Genomic DNA, 16,923 nt, shown 5'->3' on the forward strand with positions numbered 1-16,923 from the left:
TTCCATGAGCATGTCACCCGTACGGGCAGGTCCGGCACGATCCGCCGTCGAAGAACTCGCGGCCGCCATCGAAGCCTTTCGCGCCGGCTCCTACGCCGAGTCCATCGCGCGATTGCGGCCTCTCGCCGAGGCCGGTGTCGCCGAAGCGCAGGCATGGCTCGGAGCGCATTACGCCAATGGCTTCGGCGTCGAGTCGTCCCTAACCGAGGCGTTCACCTGGTATCGGCGCGCTGCAGAGCAAGGCAACGTGGCGGCTGCGACCAATGTCGGTGCCATGCTGGCGATGGGGCAGGGGGTCTCGCAGGATCGCGGAGAGGGCGCGCGCTGGCTCGATCGCGCCGCCTCAGGCGGGGATGTGATGGCTCAGTACAACCTCGCGACGATGCTGGCGAAGGGCGACGGCCTCCCGGCTGACCCGGTGCGCGCTGCCGCGCTCTATCGGTCCGCGGCCGAGGCCGGGCACTATCCCGCTCAGGCACGTCTCGGGCATCTCTATGCAAACGGCATCGGTGTCGAGAAGGACAGGGTCGAGGCCTTCGCTTGGCTTTGGCTGGCTGCGCAGCACGGTGTCGGCACGGCGCTCAACGCCCTCGAGGCCATCATCAAGGAGATGTCGGCGGATGAGAAGCGCGCTGGCATGACGCGTGCACAAAGCCGCCGCATCGGTCCGGTCGATGCCCGCATCAATCCAATCCCGGGCTGAGCCGATGGTCTACAGCGTCCAACAGATCAAGTTCGAGTTCGTCAGCTATGTCAAAGAGTTCGGCGCCGATTTTCGCGAGTGGTCTGTCGGCGTCGCGGACGATGCCCGTCGGGCACTCTTCGTCGAGAACGGCGTCGATGAAACTGGCGACGTCTGGCTCTGGAAGCCGGCGCTCACGCCGGCAGCCGCCGCCATGATCCGTTCGTGGCTGGTCGATCGCCACGGGGTTGCGAATGTCTCCGCCGACGCTTCGGGCCCCGAAATCTATCTATTCAAGCGGCGCAGCGCAGAATCTTGACAAGCATTCTACGAGGTGCGTGCCTTTGGGCTCGCTTTGCGGACAACGCCGCATCCCACTCGATCAAGCGAAGAAGAGGCTATCGATGCGGTTGATCGACCGGATCTTGGGAAGGCGGGACGACACCGAAATTGCCCACCGACTGCATCATCTTGAACACCACCATGCGGTCGATATCCTCACGATCCCGAGCGGCGATGTCGCCCGTCGACGGCTACGGGCAACGACACTCGGTGGCGAGGAGGTCGCAGTCGCTCTTCCGCGAGATCAAACGCTATTCGACGGGGCCGTCCTCGTCCTCGATGAGGCCCATGCCCTGGTGGTCCGGGTCGGAGAACAGCACTGGCTTCGTCTGGTCGCACGCGACAAAGCCGATGCGCTAGAACTCGGATACCACGCGGGCAACCTCCACTGGCGCGTGCGTTTCGACGGAGAGGCGCTGCTCGTCGCCCTCGACGGCCCAGTTGATGACTACCTTGTCAGACTGGGGGCGCTCGCGACGGAGGGCCGGGTGAGCCATTCCATTGTCGATCCAGTTCAGGCGCATTGATGCTGGCAGGTTTGCTCGCACTTCAGCATGCGGATTCGGCTTTTCCGAGTGGGAGCTTCGCGTTCTCGAACGGCATCGAAGGGCTCGCCGCCGTCGACCCGAATTTCGGCGCGGACGGGCTGATCCGGGCCGTCTCCGCAATTCTGCACCATCGATGGGCGGGCAGCGAGCGCGTCGCCCTGACTCTCGCTCACCGTGCCGCCGGCGACCTCGCCCAGCTCGCAGAGATCGATCACGCCATTGAAGCCGCTACCCTGGCGGAGACGATGCGCCAGGGCAGCCGGCGAAACGGGGCCTCACTCCTCGTCACGCATGTGCGTCTCGGGACACCGGGTGCCGCCGAACTACGTTCAGCCCTAACGGCCGGCACGGTCCTCGGTCATCTGCCGGTGGTCCAAGGCGTCCTTTGGCGCGGGTTGGGGCTCGACGAGGTCGCGGCAGCTCAGATGTCCGGCTACCAGACCGTGGCAGGGCTGGTGACTGCCGCGATCCGCCTCGGCGGGGTCGGAGCCATCGAAGCGCAGCGCATCGTCGGTGCCGTATTACCCGTGCTCGCCGAAACACTTGCCGAGCCCGTCGAAAGCCCGACTAGGCCGGATGCAATCCGGCTAGAATCCTTCACGCCCCTCGTCGAGATCGCAGCCGCACGTCATGCGCGGGCCGATCTGCGCCTGTTCGCAAACTAGGAGCACCGTCAGCGATGCTGCTCACGCCGACCGAATTGGAACGCCTGACCATCTTCACGGCGGCCGAACTCGCGCGGAAACGCCGCGCACGTGGCCTGAAGCTCAACTACCCCGAGGCCGTGGCAATCATCACTGACGAGATCCTCGAAGGCGCAAGGGACGGCCGCAGCGTCGCCGACCTGATTGGCTGGGGCTCGACCATCCTGACGACCGACGATGTCATGCCCGGCATCGCTGCGATGATGCACATCCTGCAGGTCGAGTGCGTTTTTCCCGACGGCACCAAGCTCGTAACCGTGCACGAGCCGATCCGGGCTTCGGAGGGCGCCGAAGCGGACAGCCTGCATCCGGGCGAGATCCTGCCGATGGACGGCGACATCGAGCTCGCCGCGGGCCGGCCCCGTACGGAGATCGAGGTCGTCAATACGGGGGACCGGCCGGTCCAGATCGGCTCGCATTACCATTTCTTCGAGGTGAATCGCGCGCTCGATTTCGACCGCGCGAAGGCGCTCGGCTTTCGCCTCGATATTCCGGCCGGCACCGCCGTGCGCTTCGAGCCGGGACAGCGAAAGACCGTTCCGCTCGTCGGCTTCGGCGGGGAGAGGGAGCTCACCGGGCTCAACAACCTGACGCAGGGTCGTGTCGACGGCGATCCAGCACGCGCCGCCGCTCTGGCGCGCGCGAAGGCCCGCGGCTTCAAAGGCGCCTGAGGAGGACGCGATGGTTTCGATCCCACGGCGCGACTACGCGGCCCTCTACGGCCCGACCACCGGCGACGGCGTCCGCCTCGGCGACACCTCGCTCGTCGCCGTCGTGGAGAAGGACTACGCGGTGTACGGCGACGAATGCCTCCACGGCGGCGGCAAGACATTGCGCGACGGGATCGGGCTGGCGCCCGGCGTGACGAGCGCCGAAGGCGCGCTCGATTTCCTGCTCTGCAACGTCATGGTGATCGACCCCGTCATCGGTATCGTGAAGGGCGATCTCGGCATCAAGGACGGGAAAATCGTCGGCATCGGCAAGGCCGGCAATCCGGCGATCATGGATGGCGTCGATCCGCGCCTGATCGTGTCCGCAGGCACCACGGTCCGGGACTGCGAGGGACTGATCGCCACCGCCGGCGCCATCGACGTCCACGTCCATTTCGACTCCGCCGGCCTGCCGGACCACGCCATCGCCTCGGGCATCACGACGCTGCTCGGCGGCTCGCTGGGCCCGATCACCGTCGGCATCGATTCCGGCGGCCCCTTCAACACTGGCAAGATGCTTCAGGCGGCCGAGGCCTGGCCCGTGAATTTCGGCTTCCTGGGGCGTGGCAATACGCACCGGCCGGTCGCGCTGAAGGAGCAGCTCGAAACCGGCGTGCTCGGCCTGAAAATCCACGAGGACTGGGGCGCGATGCCCGCGGCAATCGATGCCTGCCTCGGCTTTGCCGACGAGTACGACTTCCAGGTCCAGCTGCACACCGACACTCTGAACGAGTCCGGCTTCGTCGAGGACACGCTAGCGGCCATCGGCGGCCGCACCATTCACATGTACCATACGGAGGGCGCCGGAGGAGGGCACGCGCCGGACATCATCCGGGTCGCGGGCCTGCCGCACTGCCTGCCCTCGTCGACGAATCCGACCAATCCCTACACGGTCAACACCTTCGACGAGCACCTCGACATGACGATGGTGTGCCACCACCTCAATCCGGCCCTACCGGAGGACGTGGCCTTCGCCGAGAGTCGGATCCGCGCGCAGACGATCGCAGCCGAGGATGTCCTCCACGATATCGGCGCTATCGCGATGCTCGGCTCGGACAGCCAAGGCATGGGACGGATCCATGAGGTGATCTGCCGGACCTGGCAGCTCGCCTCCAAGATGAAGGACCAGCGCGGCCAGCTGCCCGAAGACAAGCCCGGCTTCGGCGACAATGCCCGGATCAAGCGATACATCGCGAAATACACGATCAACGCCGCTCGGACCTTCGGCATCGCCGACCACATCGGCTCGCTGGAAGATGGCAAGATGGCCGACATCGTCGTGTGGCAGCCTGCCTTCTTTGGCATCAAGCCGGAGTTGGTGATCAAGGGCGGCTTCATCGCGTGGGGCGCGATGGGCGATTCGGCCGCCTCCCTGATGACCTGCGAGCCGATTCTGATGCGCCCGCAATGGGGCGCCTTTGGACTCGCCAAGCAGGGCCTGTCCGCCTGTTTCGTGCATCCCCTGGCGGTCGAGGGTGGCCTGAACGGCAGGCTCGGCCTGCGCAAGGCGCTGCTTCCGGCGCGCGGCACCCGCACGCTGACCAAGGCCGACATGCTCTGGAACGATCTCTGCCCCGACATCCGGGTGGACCCACAGACCTTCGATGTCTTCGTCGATGGGCAACTCGCGACCTGCGAGCCGGCCCGAGAGCTTCCTCTCGCCCAGCGCTACATGTTGCGATGAATCAGATCCGGACAATCGAAGCCGTGCCGTCCTCGAAGGGGACGGCCACGGCCGCCCGCATCGGCATCGGTGGCCCGGTCGGCTCGGGCAAGACCGCGTTGATCGAGCGCCTCATCCCAGTGCTCGCCGGACGCGGCGTCGATCTCGCCGTGGTGACGAACGATCTCGTTACCAAGGAGGATGCCGAGCGTCTGCGCCGGTCCGGTCTGATCGACCCCGAGCGCGTCTCTGCCGTCGAGGCCGGAGCCTGCCCGCACACCGTAATCCGCGAGGATCCGACGCTCAATATCGCCGCCGGGGATGTACTTGAGAGCCGCTTCCCAGGCCTCGAATTGCTGATCTTAGAATCCGGCGGCGACAACCTCGCCTCGACCTTCTCCCTCGACCTCGTCGATTGGTGGATGTTCGTCATTGACGTCGCTGGCGGCGACGACATCCCGCGCAAGCGCGGCCCCGGCGTTCTGCGCTGCGATCTGCTCGTCGTGAACAAAACCGACCTCGCGCCGCATGTCGGCGTTGATCTGGACTCCATGCTCTTTGAGGCGAGGAGCGTGCGAGGCGATAAGCCGGTGCTCGCCACGAACGCGCGATCCGGACAAGGCGTCGAGGCCGTCGTGGACGCGATCTGCCGCGCTGTGCTCTTCGCGCCCTGAGATGCTTCATACCTCACCGGCTGTGGCGGGAACGGGTCGACGCTCGCAGGCGAGCCTCGTCTTCGCGAAGGGCGGCGGCAAGACAGTGCTAACGGGCCAGGTCGTGCCATATCCGTTTCACATCACACGGCTTTTCCAGTTGCATCCACAGAAGCCGGATCTGGCGACGCTTTTCCTGCAATCGGCTTCGGGCGGCCTCTATCGCGCGGATCGGCTCGGCCTCGACATCGAAATGCGAGGCGAGGCCCGTGCACACGTCACCACCCAGTCGGCCACCGTCGTCCACGACACCGGCGCATCACCGGCGCGGCAAGAGACGCGGCTCGACCTCGCATCGGGGAGCCTTCTGGCCCTCCAGCCCGATCCTCTTGTTCTGTTTCCGGGTGCTGCTCTCGAACTCGACACGCGGATCGTGCTGGACCACGGAGCCCGTGCGGTCGTCACGGAAAGCTTCGCGAGCCATGATCCCCGCGCCGAAGGACGACCCTTTGAGAGTGTCTCGATCGCGCTCGATATCACCGACCGTTTGGGCCAGCGGCTGATGACTGAGAACGCATTCCTGAGCGGCGAGAAATTCGCCGGGCCATTTTCGCCCCTTGGGGCCTATCGTGCCTACGGATCGATGCTGATCTTGGCACCCGAGGATGTTTTGCCAGACATCAACGCCCTTCACGAGGCAACGAGCGTGGCGGAATGTCTCGGCGGTGCCAGCCGATTGCCGAACGGTGTCGGCCTCTCGCTGCGGCTTCTCGCTTCCGATGGTGGCCGCCTCGCAAGGGGACTTGAGGCGGCCTTCGTGGTGGCGTATGCGGCGCTAGCGGGTGTTGTGCCCGGCCGGCGCCGGAAATGACGACTTAACCGGCACGCTCAGTCCACTGAGACGTTGGGAATGCCCTCGATCGGGCATTCCGCCGTCCCGACGCTCGTGCGGGTGATCTCACGGACCTGCTGTTGCACGGCATCGGGATCCTCGATCCAGCGACGATAGAAGTCGTAGGGGCATTCCGCCTTGCCGTGCCGGTTCTCCTTCGAGTTGATCATGCCCGTGTAGCCGCGGTGCAGCAGCTTGAAGAGGTGGTTCTCAGACTGGCCATGGGCACGGAAGTCGCGGATCAGGAATTTTGAAAGGGCAGCATACTGGATGCCCATCTCCTCCTCGCCGCATTCGCCAAGCGTGCGCCCATCGAAGCCGATGATCGCGGAGTGACCGAAGTAGGTGTAGACGCCATCGAACCCAGCAGCATTCGCCACCGCGACGTAGGTGTTGTTAGCGAAGGCCATCGCCTTCGAGATGACGATCTGCTGCTCCTTGGCCGGATACATGTAACCCTGACAGCGGATGATGAGCTCGGCGCCCCGCATGGCGCAGTCTCGCCAGATCTCGGGATAGTTGCCGTCATCGCAAATGATCAGGCTGATCTTGAGACCCTTCGGGCCGTCCGAGACGTAGGTGCGGTCACCCGGATACCAGCCCTCAATCGGCGTCCACGGCATGATCTTGCGGTATTTCTGTACGATCTCGCCCTGGTCGTTCATCAGGATGAGCGTGTTGTAGGGAGCCTTGCGCGGGTGATCCTCGTGCCGCTCGCCGGTGAGCGAGAACACGCCCCAGACTCCGGCCTTGCGGCAGGCCTCGGCGAAGATCTCGGTCTCGGCGCCGGGAATGGCGGAAGCCGTCTCGTACATCTCCGCGGTGTCGTACATGATGCCGTGCGTCGAGTATTCTGGGAAGATCACCAGGTCGAGCCCTGGCAAGCCGGCCTTCATGCCGATGATCATGTCGCCGATCTTCTTGGCGTTCTCCAAGACTTCGGCCTTCGTGTGCAGGCGGGGCATCTTGTAGTTGACCACCGCCACGCCGACGCTGTCGTTACTCGACGAGATGTCACCGTGCATCATGGCATTTCTCCCTGAGTCCTATCGATGGGAGCGGGCCGCGGAGCGTCCGCGGCCCGCCTCTGGTGCCTTGCCTGTTGTCCTCAGCCCGGCGCGAGACCGAGCAGCGTGCCGAGGGGCACGACGAGGGTGAAGCCGCCATAGACGCCATCCTTCGCGCGGCGGGCCGTGTAGGGGTTCCAGAACGAGTTGGGGTTCACGACGTACTGGACGACAGGCTCCAGGATTACGCCCGCGCCGACGTCGAGATGAGCGTTGGCCTCGAAAATGAACTTGTCGCGCGAATAGGGTGCACCCGACCCGCCCGAGAAGCGGTTCGCGTCCGCGAGGAACTGCGTGAAGCTGTCGTTGAGCCTCTGCCAGTTGACCTTGAGCCCGAAGGTGTCGTTCGGGCGGCTCTGATCGGGCGCTTCCAGCAGGACGCCGAAGAACGAGTCGAACCGGATCGGGATGGTCGAATCGAAGGCGTAGCCGGTTCCGGTGTAGAGCGAGATCGCCGTGGGATGCAGGTTCGGCGAGGTCAAACCTGCGCCACCGTCATCCGCGCGCCAGACGGTCTGCTTCGCCGTGAGTACGACGCCCGAGGTGCCCGAGCGCTGCTGGACCGGTAGCCCGGGATTGAGCCCCTTCGACGCGCCAGTGATGGTGCGGAAGTTGTCGTCGTGATCGGCCGTATTGACGAAGCCGGTGAGCGAGACGCGACCCGGATACGCGGTCATGCCGTAATCGGTCTTTGTACCGATCTCGGTCATAATCAGCGCACCGGCGATCTTCTCGTAGCCCCAATCGTAGCCGGAGAGATAGTTCGTCGCCGGGTTCACTGTGAAGGCGCCAGCCTGGATGTAGGTCGTCGGCGACATCTGGTAGGCGACATTGCCGCCCCAGACGCCGAAAAGCGGCGAGGTGAAGCCAGCATTGAAATAGAACATGTCCTGGAAACAGGAATTGATCGAGTTGCACGGCGGCAGCCCGTAGTAACGGTTCGGATGCGTCCGCCCGAATTCGACGACCAGCCGATCGTCGAGCAGCTTCTGCTGGTAGGTCAGCAGCGACAGACGGTTATCGTTCGGCGTGAAGGGCGGCTGGTAGCCGACAGTGGTGTCGCCTATGTCAGCGGCGAGGTTGGTGTTCCGCACTAGGCCGAAGAAGGTCTCGGTGAAGTTGATCGAGCCGCCCGAAATGTTGGCGAGCTTCTGCATGTCGGCCGTCATGCTGAGCACGAAATAGGTGGAGTTGGATTGATTGCCGGGCCGAAGGCCCATGCTCGGGTTTGCCTGGTAAAAGTCGTAGATGTTCACGTCGAAGGTCAGTCCGCGCGCGGCCATCTCGGTGGCCCAGGCCGCGAGCGGTCCGGTTCGGACAGGGCTTAGCGGCTTGGCCGCGATCTTGGGATCGGTGCGCGGCTGGGTCTGCTCGTTGAATTCTCCCACGGGGGATGCCGTCTGCGCCTGAGCGCTGGTCGCACCCAGAACGAGGCCGACTGCCAGCAGCGCCGAGCCGGCCTTGTTACCTCGGCTCGTCTCCGCCTTCATGCCGGCACGCTCACCGGCCTCGCCACATCGTCTGCTCACCATCATCGTCAGCCCCCAACCTCGTTCTCTGCGTCGGCTCGCCATGGGCTGCTTGCCCCTTGTTCTGTGGCGGTCGACGGCTCCCTCGCGGAGCGATGTCTTCGGATTGCCCCTCCCGATCGAGATCGACGGACATTCGTGAGCCCGTCGTTGGAGGACGGCCGGATCGCCTGGCCGTCCCCGTTTGCGCCGCGCGTCAGTGGCTGATCATCCAGGGACGCGCGTTCGGGAAACTTTTGGCCGCGGCAGCCGCGCCACCCGTTCCGGCCACCGTCTTGCCGGGCGAGCAGCACCCGCAGCCGGCACCGTGGCCGCCGGAGCGCCGCGGCTCGTGCCGGCTGCGCTCGTTGGTGGCGTGGGCCGCCTTCAGGCCGGCATCCATCCCCGCGATGCGCGGCGCGGTAAGGAAGGCGCGGCGGCAGGTGCCGCCGCAACTGGGGCAATCGTGCGGGTCGGCGAACTGCGCCATCGGGCGCAACACCGTGAACGGACCACAGGACTCGCAGGAGTAATCGTAGACCGGCATGGTCAGAGATCCGGCGAGAGCGGCATCTGGACGGAGCCGTCCAGGAATTTCGTCGGGCCGGCCGCTGACGGGTTGATGTCGAAGTCGAAGATCCCGGTCGGAATCCAGAGCGTTGCACAGGCGTTCGGGATGTCGACGACGCCCGAGATGTGGCCCTGCACGGGTGCCGTGCCGAGAATCGTGTAGGCCTGTGCGCCCGAATAGCCGAACTTCTTCAGGTACTCGATCGCGTTGAGGCAGGCCTGCCGGTAGGCGACGGTAACGTCGAGATAATGCTGCTTGCCGTACTCGTCGACCGAGACGCCCTCGAAGATCAGATGATCGTCGTATTTCGGCGTGATCGGCGACGGCTTGAAGATCGGATTCTTGATCCCGTACTTCGCCATGCCGTCCTTGATGACCTCGACCTTGAGGTGCACCCAGCCGGCCATCTCGATGGCGCCGCAGAAGGTGATCTCGCCGTCGCCCTGGCTGAAATGCAGGTCGCCCATGGAGAGGCCGCCGCCCGGCACGTAGACTGGGAAGTAAATCTTCGAACCGCGCGACAGATCCTTGATGTCGCAATTGCCGCCGTGCTCGCGGCCCGGCACCGTGCGGGCGCCCGTGGCAGCCGCCGCGTCCTTCGCATCGCCCTTGAGCCGGCCCATATGCGCCGTCGGGCCGAAGGGCAGGGTGGCGAGCGCCGGCACGCGGGACGGATTGGTGTCGTAGAGCGCCTTCTCGCGGGTGTTCCAGGTCTCCAGCATCTTCGGATCGGGCAGGCAGCCGATTAGGCCGGGATGGATCAGGCCGGGGAAGCGCACGCCGGGGACGTGGCGCGACTTGGTGAACATGCCCTCGAAGTCCCAGATCGACTTCTGGGCCAGGGGGAAGTGCTCGTCGAGGAAGCCGCCGCCGTTCTTCTTCGAGAAGAAGCCGTTGAAGCCCCACTGGCTCTCGGCCTTGGCGCCGATGTCGAGGAGGTCGACCAAGAGCAGGTCGCCCGGCTCGGCGCCCTCGACGCCGATCGGGCCCGACAGGAAGTGCACGATCGACAGGTCGATGTCGCGCACGTCGTCGGCGGAATCGTTGTTCTTGATAAAGCCGCCTGTCCAGTCATAGGTCTCGACGATGAAGTCGGACCCCGGCTTCACATAGGCGACCATCGGGATGTCGGGGTGCCAGCGGTTGTGCACCATGTCGTTGTCGTAGGCCGACTGCGTGAGATCGACCTTGATCAGCGTCTCGGGCATCGTTCTGGCTCCCTTTACTTGGACGAAGACGTGTTTTGCCGTTCACGCGAAGGGTGGCTTCCCTTCGCGCGTGAGGTGTGGTCGGACGTGGCGCGCGGCCGGGCCGGCTAGCTGGCAAGCAGTTCCTTGAGCGCGGCGTCGACGAAGGCGATGTCGGGGCTGGTTCCGCGCGGGTCGCCCGCGAAATGGCCCCAGTCGCTCACGCAGACGCGCAACTCGGCGTTCGGCATGTGGGCGACCTCGTATTCGCTGTCTTCCGGCGGGAAGTAGAGATCGGTCGAGCCCGGCATCACGATCGCCTTGGCCTTGATGCCGGCCAGCGCTTTCTCGAAGTCCCCGCCATATTGCGGGTCGCCTGAAATGTCGGCGTGCTGCCAGGTCCAGAGTAGCGAGAGCAGGTCGTTCGCGTCCTTGGGCAGGAAGAAGCCTTCCCAGAAGTAGACGAGGAAGTCTTCGAGCGACGAGTAATTCCAGGGCACGTCCGCCGGCCGTCCGCCGAAGGGCCGCTCGGGCAGCTTCAGGTCGAGCTCCTTGCGGTAGAAGGTCTGCGAGAAACCCCAGCCGGCATAGACGCGGGCCATGGCGCGCAGGCCCCGGCGCGGCGGCTCGTCGTAGAAGCCGTCCTTGAAGGCGGCATCCGCGGTCAGCGCCGCCTTGACGCCTTCGAGGAAGACGAAGTTGTGCCGCGAGCAGCGCGCTGCGCCCATGAAGGGCAGGATGCGCTCGACCATGTCGGGATAGGACGCGCCCCACTGGAAGGACTGGGCCGAGCCCATCGACCAGCCGGTGACGAGCCTGATCTTCTCGATGCCGAACTTTTCCGTGACCAGCCGATGCTGGAGCCGGACCTGGTCGTAGACCGTGACCCGCGGGAAGCGGCCGCGATCATACGGCTCCGGCGTGTTGCTCGGCGACGACGAGACGCCGTTGCCGAGCATGTTCGGGATGATGATGAAGTATTTGGTCGGGTCGAGGGCCATGCCCTCGCCGATCAGCCACTCGTTATCCTTGTGGTTGGCCGAATACCAGGTCGGGTAGACAATCACGTTGTCCTTGGCCGCGTTCAGCGTGCCGTAGGTCTTGTAGGCGAGCCGGGCATCCCGGATCGTCAGCCCTGACTGCAGGACGATGTTGCCGAGCTCGAAGATCTCGTAATCCGCCACGATCGCCATCCTCAGACCGACAGGAAGCGCGAGACTTTCGCCTCGTCGACATCCGCACGCAGGGCTTCGTGGACGATCGAGCCGTTCTCGATCACCAGGACGCGGTCGGCGACGTCGAGAGCGAAGCTCAGCACCTGCTCCGAGACGACGATCGACAATCCCCGCTCGTCGCGGATCTTCTTCAGGGTGCGGCCCATCTCGCGGATGATGGAGGGTTGGATGCCCTCGGTCGGCTCGTCGAGGAGCAGCACCTTCGGCTTGCTGGCGAGCGCCCGGGCGATGGCGAGCTGCTGCTGCTGGCCGCCCGAGAGGTTGCCGCCGCGCCGTCCCTTCATCTCCAGGAGCACCGGGAACATCGTGTAGAGGTCCTGCGGCACCCGACGTGAGCCGGTGACCGTCAGCCCCGTCTCGATGTTCTCCTGGGCCGTCATGGTCGAGAAGATCATCCGGCCCTGCGGCACGTAGGCGAGCCCGGCGGCCACACGGGCGTGGCTCTTCATCGTCGTAACGTCAGTGCCGTCCACGGAGATGGTGCCCGACTTCGTCGGCACGATGCCCATGAGCGTCTTCATGAGCGTCGACTTGCCCATGCCGTTGCGTCCCATCACGGCAACGATCTCGCCGGGCGCCACGGAGATGTTGATGCCATGCAGCACCTCGCTCTGGCCGTAGGCGGCGTGCAGATCGGAGATTGCGAGCATCGGCTGCGCGCCGGCCACAATCGGCGGAACAAGCGGGGAGGGGGAGGCGGCTGTCTGGAGCATGATCGGTTCGCCCTCAGTGGCCCAGATAGACTTCGATGACCTTGGGGTCGTTCTTGACCCGATCCATCGATCCTTCAGAGAGCACCTTGCCCTGATGGAGCACGGTGACCCGGTGAGCGATGTCCTCGACGAACTTCATGTCGTGCTCGATCACGAGCACCGAGCGGCCCTTGATGATCTGGTTGAGCAACTCTGCGGTCTTGATGCGCTCGCCGACGCTCATGCCGGCGACCGGCTCGTCGAGCATCAGCAATTCCGGGTCCTGGATCAGCAGCATGCCGATTTCCAGCCACTGCTTCTGCCCGTGGCTCAGGAACTCGGCGCGCTCATCGAGCTGGTCCTTGAGAAAGATGGTCTGCGCGATCTCGTGGATGCGGTCGCGCACCTCGGCATCGCGCTTGAAGGTTAGCGCGCCGAAGACCGAGCGGCCGCGAGGGAACGAGATCTCCAAGTTCTCGAACACCGTCAAATCGTCGTAGATCGACGGGGTCTGGAACTTGCGGCCAACCCCGGCCTGGACGATGGCGCTCTCGGAGAGCTTGGTGAGCTCCTGGCCCTTGTACTTGATCGAGCCGCCGCTGGCCTTGGTGCGTCCGCAGATCAGGTCGAGCACCGTGGTCTTGCCGGCGCCGTTCGGGCCGATGATGACCCGGATCTCGTCCGGGTCGACATAGAACGAGACGTCGTTGACTGCCTTGAAGCCGTCGAACGAGACCGTCAGCGCTTCAACCGAGAGCAGGAAGTTCTTCTCGTCCGGTGCGGCGCCGATCAATGACGAGGGGAGGATGCCGGCATTCATCGTGGGATCCTCACTCGGCGGGAGCGCTTTGGGGCAGGACGGGCGCGGGCATCGGGGCGAGGCCCTTGGCCTTGCGGAACAGGCGAGGCTCGACATGCTCGCGCCAGAGGCCGGCGAGGCCGTTCGGGAAGGCGAGCACCACGGCGATGAACAGGCCGCCGAGGCCGAAGAGCCAGAGGTCGGGGAAGGATTCCGAGAAGCTCGTCTTGGCCCAGTTGACGAGCAGCGTGCCCCAGACCGCGCCGAAGAGGGACATGCGTCCGCCGACGGCTGCATAGATCACCATCTCGATCGAGGGCACGATGCCGACGAAGGAGGGCGACATGAACCCGACCTGGAGCGTGAACATCGCGCCGCCAATCGCCGCGAAGACCGCTGCCAGACAGAAGGCGAAGACCTTGAAGCCAGCGACCGAGTAGCCCGAGAAGCGGACCCGGTCCTCCTTCTCGCGCATGGCGACGAGGATGCGGCCGAGCTTCGACTTCTTCACGTACTGCGCCATCAGGATGCAGGCGATGAGCAGGCCGCCATTGACGAAGTAGAGGATGAACTTCGCGCTGTCGGTGCGGATGTCCCAGCCGTGGAGGGTGCGCAGGTCGGTGATGCCGTTGATGCCGCCGGTATAGCCCTGCTGGCCGACGATCAGGATGGTCAGGATCGCGGCGATCGCCTGGGTGATGATCGCGAAGTAGGTGCCGCCGACCCGGCGCTTGAACATCGCGAAGGAGATCAGGAAGGCGAAGGCCACCGGCACCGCCACCACGAGGAGCACCGTCGCGGGGAAGGAGTGGAAGGGCTGCCAGAACCAGGGCAGCGACGTGATCTGGTTCCAGTCCATGAAGTCGGGGATGCCCGGCGTAGACTGGATCTTCGTGTTCTCGATGCTCGACGCCTCGAGCTTCAAGTACATCGCCATGCAGTAGCCGCCCAGGCCGAAGAACACGCCCTGGCCGAGCGAGAGGATGCCGGCATAGCCCCAGCAGATCACCAGGCCGAGCGCCACGAAGGCGTAGGTCAGGTACTTGCCGACGAGGTTGAGGCGGAAGCCGTCAAGGGCGAACGGCAGGACCACCAGGATCACGCCGGCGAGCAGCGCGAGGCTGAGCCACTCCACCGGCTTCATGAAGGGATTGTCGTTCACGGTGACGGCCTTCGAGAGGCTCTGGACGGGGCTTGTCATCGCTCGAAAGCCTCCTCAGCGACGCACTTTGAGGGTGAAGAGCCCCTGCGGCCGCAGCATCAGGATCGCCACCACCGCGAGCAGCGTGAGCACCTTGGCCATGGAGCCGGAGAGAAAGAATTCCAGCGTCGACTGGGTCTGCGAGATCGAGAAGGCCGAGGCGATGGTGCCGAGCAGGCTCGCCGCGCCGCCGAAGACCACGATCAGGAAGGTGTCGACGATGTAGAGCTGGCCCGAGGTCGGCCCGGTGGAGCCGATCATGGTGAAGGCGGAGCCGGCGATGCCGGCGATGCCGCAGCCGAGGCCGAAGGTGTAGCGGTCGACCTTCTCGGTATCGATGCCGACGGCGCCCGCCATGGACCGGTTCTGCATGACCGCGCGGACCTGGGCCCCGAAGCGCGAACGATAGATCAGCAGGGCGACGGCGACGGTGATGACGACGGTGACCGCCATCACGAAGAGGCCGTTGATCTGCACGTCGATGGTGCTGGTGACCGGGATCGAGCCCATCATCCAGGATGGCAGCTCCACGCCGACTTCGCGCGGGCCGATGATGGAGCGGTAGGCCTGCTGCAGGATCAGCGAGAGGCCCCAGGTCGCGAGCAGCGTGTCGAGCGGGCGCTTGTAGAGGTGGCGGATCAGCGCCCATTCCACGAGCATCCCCAAGGCGCCCGAGGCCAGGAAGGCCAGGGCCATGGCCACGAAGAAGTAGGCCGGGAACAGCGTGGGCAGGTGCGCCTGGAAGAAGGTCGAGCACAGATAGGTGACGTAGGCACCCAGGATCATGAACTCGCCATGGGCCATGTTGATCACGCCCATCTGGCCGAAGATGATCGCCAGCCCGAGGGCCATCAGCACGTAGACCGAGAACAGGATCAGGCCCGCGAAGCCCTGCATCACGAAGATCGAACTGAGATCCGCGATCGAATAGTCACCGAACATGACCGCTCTCCGGTGTGCGCTCGTTTTGCGGCGCAGCAAGCTTCGGACCAGTTTCGGCCCGGCGGAAAATCCGCCGGGCCGAAGGACTCGGGTCTACTGGTAGCCCTTCGGGAAGGGGTTCGGCTCGATCAGGCTCGGGCTCTCGTAGACAACCTCGAACTGACCATCGAGCTTGGCCCGCGCGACGCGGGTCTTCGACCAGAGGTGATGGTTCGGGTGGATCTTGACGTAGCCTTCCGGAGCCTCCTTGAACTCGATGTCCGGGGAGGCGGCGACGACCTTGTCGACGTCGAAGGAGCCGGCCTTCTCGACCGCCATCTTCCACAGGAACGGACCGAGATAGGCGGCCTGGGTCACGTCACCGATGACGGTCTTCTCGCCCCACATCTTCTTGAAGGCCGGGACGAACTTCTCGTTGTTCGGGTTCTTGAGCGACTGGAAGTACTTCATGCAGGAATAGGCGCCGGCGATGTTGTCGCCGCCGATGCCGTCGATCTCGTCCTCGGTGACGGAGATCGTCAGCAGGGTCTGCTTGCTGAGATCGATGCCCGCGGCCTTGAGCTGCTTGTAGAAGGCCACGTTCGAGCCACCGACGACGTCGGCAAAGATCACGTCCGGCTTGGTCAGCTTGAGCTTGTTGATCACCGAGTTGAACTGGGTGTGGCCGAGCGGGAAGTATTCCTCGCCGACGACCTTCGTCTTCAGGACGTTCTCGATGTGCTTGCGGGCGATCTTATTCGAGGTGCGCGGCCAGATGTAGTCCGAACCGATCATGAAGAAAGTCTTCGCGCCCTTCTCCTTTGCGACCCAGTTCAGCGACTCGAGGATCTGCTGAGTGGCTTCCTGGCCGGTGTAGATGACGTTCTTGGACTGCTCGAGACCCTCGTAGAAGGTCGGGTAGTAGAGCAGGCCGTTATACTGCTCGAAAACCGGCAAGGCGGCCTTGCGCGAGGCCGAGGTCCAGCAGCCCATCACCGCGGCGCAGTGGTCGTTGACGAGGAGCTTCTTGGCCTTTTCGGCAAAGGTCGGCCAGTCCGAGGCGCCGTCTTCCTGGATCACCTTAATCTTACGGCCAAGAACGCCGCCGGCCTCGTTGATCTGGGCGATGGCGAGCTTCTCGGCCTGGATGGAGCCCGTCTCCGAGATCGCCATCGTGCCGGTGGCGGAGTGCAGGATGCCGACCGTGACCTCGGTATCGGTCACCGCGAGACCCGTCGTGTTGACAGCCGAGGTCGGCGGTGCCGCCGCGAAGGCCATGCGCGGCATCACCGCGAGGGCGGGAAGTCCAGCCAGGCCCATAAGAAGCCTGCGCCGCAGGGCTGATTCCAGACCCTTCTCGTGATCGTCCGCCATCGTGCCTCAACCCCTGTCTTCGGATCGGCAAGGCTCTGCCGCTCGGCGGCCGTGCTCGAATTCACGAAGGCTAGGCTTGATGTTGCGTCGCGGCATATACGCTGTTTTGCGTATGTTGAGCGCGGGGCTCTCCTCCTAGGGTGCGCCCTGCGATACGACTGGATAAAGCATTAT

Annotated in this window: 18 protein-coding genes; 8 read left to right on the plus strand and 10 right to left on the minus strand. The window is 64.7% G+C overall.

What is annotated here, in order from left to right; all coding sequences use genetic code 11:
- Positions 1-4: 4 nt before the first annotated feature.
- The 8 genes from MGN01_RS19245 to MGN01_RS19280 all read left to right on the plus strand — a co-directional run bounded on the left by MGN01_RS19245 (position 5) and on the right by MGN01_RS19280 (position 6,173).
- Positions 5-703: a tetratricopeptide repeat protein gene (locus tag MGN01_RS19245; protein WP_306437186.1), complete on the plus strand. Its 699-nt coding sequence runs from the start codon at positions 5-7 to the stop codon at positions 701-703.
- 4 nt (positions 704-707) lie between these two features.
- Positions 708-1,001, plus strand: coding sequence for a hypothetical protein (locus MGN01_RS19250; protein ID WP_147048452.1), 294 nt, complete (start codon positions 708-710; stop codon positions 999-1,001).
- 85 nt (positions 1,002-1,086) lie between these two features.
- A complete protein-coding gene (ureE, locus tag MGN01_RS19255) occupies positions 1,087-1,551 on the plus strand; it encodes an urease accessory protein UreE (RefSeq protein WP_147048453.1) in 465 nt (154 codons plus the stop codon).
- Positions 1,551-2,237, plus strand: a complete 687-nt coding sequence (locus MGN01_RS19260) for an urease accessory protein UreF (protein WP_147048454.1) — start codon at positions 1,551-1,553, stop codon at positions 2,235-2,237. The genes ureE and MGN01_RS19260 overlap by 1 nt, the downstream gene beginning before the upstream one ends.
- Positions 2,238-2,251: 14 nt before the next feature.
- Positions 2,252-2,947 (plus strand): urease subunit gamma, encoded by a 696-nt coding sequence (locus MGN01_RS19265; RefSeq protein ID WP_147048455.1) that lies wholly within the window; start codon positions 2,252-2,254, stop codon positions 2,945-2,947.
- 10 nt (positions 2,948-2,957) lie between these two features.
- Positions 2,958-4,670, plus strand: coding sequence for an urease subunit alpha (gene ureC / locus MGN01_RS19270; RefSeq protein ID WP_147048456.1), 1,713 nt, complete (start codon positions 2,958-2,960; stop codon positions 4,668-4,670).
- A gap of 23 nt (positions 4,671-4,693) precedes the next feature.
- Positions 4,694-5,323: an urease accessory protein UreG gene (ureG, locus tag MGN01_RS19275; RefSeq protein ID WP_238258409.1), complete on the plus strand. Its 630-nt coding sequence runs from the start codon at positions 4,694-4,696 to the stop codon at positions 5,321-5,323.
- Between the two features lies 1 nt (position 5,324).
- Positions 5,325-6,173: an urease accessory protein UreD gene (locus MGN01_RS19280; RefSeq protein ID WP_147048458.1), complete on the plus strand. Its 849-nt coding sequence runs from the start codon at positions 5,325-5,327 to the stop codon at positions 6,171-6,173.
- Between the two features lie 17 nt (positions 6,174-6,190).
- Here MGN01_RS19280 and MGN01_RS19285 read toward each other — a convergent pair whose 3' ends face one another.
- The 10 genes from MGN01_RS19285 to urtA all read right to left on the minus strand — a co-directional run bounded on the left by MGN01_RS19285 (position 6,191) and on the right by urtA (position 16,749).
- Positions 6,191-7,222 carry an aliphatic amidase gene (locus MGN01_RS19285; RefSeq protein ID WP_147048459.1) on the minus strand — a complete coding sequence of 344 codons (1,032 nt, stop codon included), beginning with the start codon at positions 7,220-7,222 and terminating at the stop codon, positions 6,191-6,193.
- An 80-nt stretch (positions 7,223-7,302) separates the two neighbouring features.
- Positions 7,303-8,751 (minus strand): carbohydrate porin, encoded by a 1,449-nt coding sequence (locus MGN01_RS19290; RefSeq protein ID WP_147048460.1) that lies wholly within the window; start codon positions 8,749-8,751, stop codon positions 7,303-7,305.
- Positions 8,752-8,986: 235 nt separating this feature from the next.
- On the minus strand, positions 8,987-9,316 hold the full coding sequence (locus tag MGN01_RS19295; protein WP_147048461.1) for an FmdB family zinc ribbon protein: 330 nt from the start codon (positions 9,314-9,316) through the stop codon (positions 8,987-8,989).
- A 2-nt stretch (positions 9,317-9,318) separates the two neighbouring features.
- Positions 9,319-10,548 (minus strand): formamidase, encoded by a 1,230-nt coding sequence (gene fmdA / locus MGN01_RS19300; RefSeq protein ID WP_147048462.1) that lies wholly within the window; start codon positions 10,546-10,548, stop codon positions 9,319-9,321.
- Between the two features lie 107 nt (positions 10,549-10,655).
- A complete protein-coding gene (locus tag MGN01_RS19305; RefSeq protein WP_147048463.1) occupies positions 10,656-11,711 on the minus strand; it encodes an alpha/beta fold hydrolase in 1,056 nt (351 codons plus the stop codon).
- 11 nt (positions 11,712-11,722) lie between these two features.
- The gene (gene urtE, locus MGN01_RS19310) at positions 11,723-12,412 is read right to left on the minus strand and encodes an urea ABC transporter ATP-binding subunit UrtE (RefSeq protein WP_170246071.1); all 690 of its coding nucleotides are present in this window, start codon (positions 12,410-12,412) and stop codon (positions 11,723-11,725) included.
- 76 nt (positions 12,413-12,488) lie between these two features.
- Positions 12,489-13,274 (minus strand): urea ABC transporter ATP-binding protein UrtD, encoded by a 786-nt coding sequence (urtD, locus tag MGN01_RS19315; protein ID WP_147048465.1) that lies wholly within the window; start codon positions 13,272-13,274, stop codon positions 12,489-12,491.
- 10 nt (positions 13,275-13,284) lie between these two features.
- Entirely contained in the window at positions 13,285-14,454 is a 1,170-nt protein-coding gene (urtC, locus tag MGN01_RS19320; protein WP_147048466.1) for an urea ABC transporter permease subunit UrtC, read from the minus strand.
- Between the two features lie 15 nt (positions 14,455-14,469).
- The gene (gene urtB, locus MGN01_RS19325) at positions 14,470-15,396 is read right to left on the minus strand and encodes an urea ABC transporter permease subunit UrtB (RefSeq protein ID WP_147048467.1); all 927 of its coding nucleotides are present in this window, start codon (positions 15,394-15,396) and stop codon (positions 14,470-14,472) included.
- Between the two features lie 93 nt (positions 15,397-15,489).
- A complete protein-coding gene (gene urtA, locus MGN01_RS19330; protein ID WP_147048468.1) occupies positions 15,490-16,749 on the minus strand; it encodes an urea ABC transporter substrate-binding protein in 1,260 nt (419 codons plus the stop codon).
- Positions 16,750-16,923: the final 174 nt, after the last annotated feature.

It is taken from the genome of Methylobacterium gnaphalii (assembly GCF_007992215.1).
GTDB classification, from domain to species: domain Bacteria; phylum Pseudomonadota; class Alphaproteobacteria; order Rhizobiales; family Beijerinckiaceae; genus Methylobacterium; species Methylobacterium gnaphalii.

What these genes read in the sequence shown, in the direction of transcription:
- urtD (WP_147048465.1), bottom strand. Translation starts at nt 13,274, where the DNA reads ATGAATGCCGGCATCCTCCCCTCGTCATTGATCGGCGCCGCACCGGAC.
- ureE (WP_147048453.1), top strand. Translation starts at nt 1,087, where the DNA reads ATGCGGTTGATCGACCGGATCTTGGGAAGGCGGGACGACACCGAAATT.
- urtE (WP_170246071.1), bottom strand. Translation starts at nt 12,412, where the DNA reads ATGCTCGCAATCTCCGATCTGCACGCCGCCTACGGCCAGAGCGAGGTG.
- ureC (WP_147048456.1), top strand. Translation starts at nt 2,958, where the DNA reads ATGGTTTCGATCCCACGGCGCGACTACGCGGCCCTCTACGGCCCGACC.
- MGN01_RS19295 (WP_147048461.1), bottom strand. Translation starts at nt 9,316, where the DNA reads ATGCCGGTCTACGATTACTCCTGCGAGTCCTGTGGTCCGTTCACGGTG.
- urtB (WP_147048467.1), bottom strand. Translation starts at nt 15,396, where the DNA reads ATGTTCGGTGACTATTCGATCGCGGATCTCAGTTCGATCTTCGTGATG.
- urtA (WP_147048468.1), bottom strand. Translation starts at nt 16,749, where the DNA reads ATGGCGGACGATCACGAGAAGGGTCTGGAATCAGCCCTGCGGCGCAGG.
- MGN01_RS19250 (WP_147048452.1), top strand. Translation starts at nt 708, where the DNA reads ATGGTCTACAGCGTCCAACAGATCAAGTTCGAGTTCGTCAGCTATGTC.
- MGN01_RS19285 (WP_147048459.1), bottom strand. Translation starts at nt 7,222, where the DNA reads ATGATGCACGGTGACATCTCGTCGAGTAACGACAGCGTCGGCGTGGCG.
- MGN01_RS19260 (WP_147048454.1), top strand. Translation starts at nt 1,551, where the DNA reads ATGCTGGCAGGTTTGCTCGCACTTCAGCATGCGGATTCGGCTTTTCCG.
- urtC (WP_147048466.1), bottom strand. Translation starts at nt 14,454, where the DNA reads ATGACAAGCCCCGTCCAGAGCCTCTCGAAGGCCGTCACCGTGAACGAC.
- MGN01_RS19265 (WP_147048455.1), top strand. Translation starts at nt 2,252, where the DNA reads ATGCTGCTCACGCCGACCGAATTGGAACGCCTGACCATCTTCACGGCG.
- MGN01_RS19290 (WP_147048460.1), bottom strand. Translation starts at nt 8,751, where the DNA reads ATGAAGGCGGAGACGAGCCGAGGTAACAAGGCCGGCTCGGCGCTGCTG.
- MGN01_RS19280 (WP_147048458.1), top strand. Translation starts at nt 5,325, where the DNA reads ATGCTTCATACCTCACCGGCTGTGGCGGGAACGGGTCGACGCTCGCAG.
- MGN01_RS19245 (WP_306437186.1), top strand. Translation starts at nt 5, where the DNA reads ATGAGCATGTCACCCGTACGGGCAGGTCCGGCACGATCCGCCGTCGAA.
- fmdA (WP_147048462.1), bottom strand. Translation starts at nt 10,548, where the DNA reads ATGCCCGAGACGCTGATCAAGGTCGATCTCACGCAGTCGGCCTACGAC.